Here is a 2,904-nt window from a genome sequence, read left to right on the forward strand (position 1 = left end):
AATCTAGATCATATAGCCAGTCTGCTTTTTTTACCATGACATCCCGGTGGATCTCGGGACTATCAACAAGAAAGCTCACTTGAGCTCCACCAGGTTCCTGCCTTAAAATCTTCAAGCTCACATCGGAAATGTTGATCAATATTTGCCTGTATGTACTGAGAACAAGGCTTCTGAGTTCGGCGTTTGTATTTACCAGAACAGCTTGTTTGAATATCCTCTTGAGCCTCGCAGGGGTGTAAGTATCATGTCTGAGCATAAACCTGTGCTTGCTTCTCCATAGGTTGAACAATCTATCTACGAATTTAACAAGCAGTGTTTTTTTATCACTGAGCATTGGAAAAGAATAGCACCTCGAATTGTCGATTTCTTCTATGGTGTTGACCATAAGCGCAAGGAGCAACTGCACCATGGAGTCAAGATCATACTTCTCTTCAAAAACAGTCTCTTTGGGATTTTTTACAAAAAGCTCAAAAAGTGAACACAGCGAGGTTCTCTTTCGTTCCGAATCCTTTATGAGCTCGATTAGCAAAGAACGAAAAGTCTCTGAATTGAAAATCTGCGTAACGGCATTGTATGATATCTGCCCATCTATTACCACACTTCTCATAAAATCACCTCATTTAAAAACAATTAACTATTAAACCGCACTATTTAAATTTTACACCTTGCTTCAAATCCAGTCCATTCCCGGGACTTTCGGGAATAATCTGGTAAGGCTAACATGTGGTAGACTGCAAATATACCGGGTTAGCCGTTCTACACCAAAACCACAGCCTGCTGATGGTACGAGTCTTTCATCTTCTGCAATCTGCAGATACCATTTGAAATCCTCCAAACTCGTTCCTTTGTACTCCATTCGCTTAAGGATTTGCTCGTATTCATGTTCCCTTTCACCACCAGATAGCACTTCACCATAGCCTTGAGGTAAAATAAGATCCATGTCCAACAGAGTCCGTCCATCCACAGAAAGTTTATCGTAAAATTCCCTGCCTTCTATGGGAATATCAATCAGCCAAAAGGGCTCGGTCGATTTTTCCGAGAGAATTTTCTCAAAATCCTTTCCATATGTTTGCAGTGCATCCAAGTATCTGACCTTTTTGAAGGGCATTGTAGGAATTTTAACACTGGAGCCGAGACATTCAAGCTCTTCGCGGCATTTCTGTTTTACCCCGGAAATAACGTATAACAGCAACCTTTCAATTAAATCCATAACATCTTCGCGCTTTGCTCCTTTCATTTCAAGGTCGATTTGTGTGAATTCGAAGAGATGGCGGCCACTATCTTTCTTCTCCTCAGTTTCAAGACGGATATTGGGAGAGACAATGAAAATTCTTTCAAAGGCAGTTACCGCAAGCTGTTTGTGGAAAATCATTGATTGGGTTAATTGATACACAGTGCCATAGTAATTAAATCTCACGTTAAAAACCTCATGGTTCAGTGGATCGGTTAAGGGAGACACTATTGTAGGCAAAAGTTCGATAAATCCCTGCTCCCTTAAAAATTCCGTGGCATATGCTATCACTCTGGCTTTGACTTTCACTGCATTTTTTACAACTGGATCCTCAAGATGTGGGATAATACTTTTCATGATTTTTTTGCTCTTTTCCATAAGATCACTCCTTATAAAAAAATAAGGCCGATGGAAATCCATCGGCCGGTACCTTTAAAATGCTCTATGCAAAGGCAAAACCGACCGATCCCGGTCCGTTATTATTGTTATTATTGAGATTTATGATTACCAACAAATTCATAAAACTCATCCCTTCAAAATACGTTTTGACCATGATACCACAACCTAGTATGAAATTCCAAATTCAAAAATTCGTTTTTTCTTCTGCGAGAATTCAACCCTTTTGAACAATTTCTTATCCACAAATCAAATTTTTGGATTATTATACAAAAACTATTGAATTCTATATAAATATTTCCTATTCCTAAAAAACTATTCAAAATCCATGGTTCGCACGTTTCCTCGTCTATAAGCACCTTACAGAGATTATGTTACACTATCCCATCAAAAAGCAAATCATGATTTTTAAGTTATACCTTAAAATTTTTAATTTACCCCTTGACATCTTCAAGTTATATGTGATATATTATGAATGTCAAAGAAGATAACTTCAAAGAGGGGGTCGAAATGATGAAAAGAAGAAAGAATTTCAAAGAGATAGACAGGGAACTCGAATTGAGAAAAGAAATTGTATTGCAGAGCATTTACAGCCAACCCGCTGGGTTTTGAGAGCGAAAGGGAGGTGCGGATACGATGAAAAGGAGAAAGAATTTATCACAGATTGACAGGGAAATCGAACTAATAAAAGAAAAAGTGTTGAAGAGAATGTTTAGCCAACCACGGGGGTTTTGAACCAGTATTAGGAGGTGAAACCCATGATGAAAAACAAAGAAAAGAGAATTCACTACAAAGAAATCGATGATAGGCTCGAAAAAATAAAGGTAGATTTGCTCTCACAGTTGCATTACAGATTCTGACTCAATGAAAAAAGCGCCCCATTGTGGGGCGCTTTCTCTACGCTTGAACCAGTTTAAAGTTTACTGTAAACTTCTTCGCCTTTGAAAAGGGTTTTTAAAACACTGAGTTGTTCGTCAAGCACAACGAGATTTGCGATATACCCTTCCTTTATCCTTCCAAGCTTACCAACATCCAGATTTTTGAGGGCATTGTACGAAGAAACCTTTGAAAGCTCCACAAGGCTGCATCCGGTAAAATTCTTGAAATTCTTGATTGCGTCGTTGAATAGCAAAGTGCTTCCGGCAATCGAACCATTGCTCGTAAGCTTGCACTTGCCATCGATAACTTCCACTTCAAGTCCTCCAAGGTTATAGACCCCATCTTCAAGGCCGGCAGCCGATATAGAATCAGTTATAAGCATTATCTTATCTGCACCT

2 protein-coding genes and 1 pseudogene are annotated in these 2,904 nt (G+C 38.9%); all 3 read right to left on the bottom strand.

The annotated features are described in order from the left end of the window. Window positions 1-607 (bottom strand): annotated as a pseudogene (locus tag AC3LHT_RS05445) (ATPase); the annotation flags it as partial. A gap of 63 nt (window positions 608-670) precedes the next feature. Then, window positions 671-1,609 carry an asparagine synthetase A gene (locus AC3LHT_RS05450; protein WP_290647023.1) on the bottom strand — a complete coding sequence of 313 codons (939 nt, stop codon included), beginning with the start codon at window positions 1,607-1,609 and terminating at the stop codon, window positions 671-673. A 931-nt stretch (window positions 1,610-2,540) separates the two neighbouring features. Continuing rightward, a partial coding sequence (locus AC3LHT_RS05455) for an amidohydrolase family protein (protein WP_488662207.1) occupies window positions 2,541-2,904 on the bottom strand: 364 nt, incomplete at its 5' end.

The sequence above is a fragment of the Kosmotoga sp. genome (assembly GCF_982836095.1).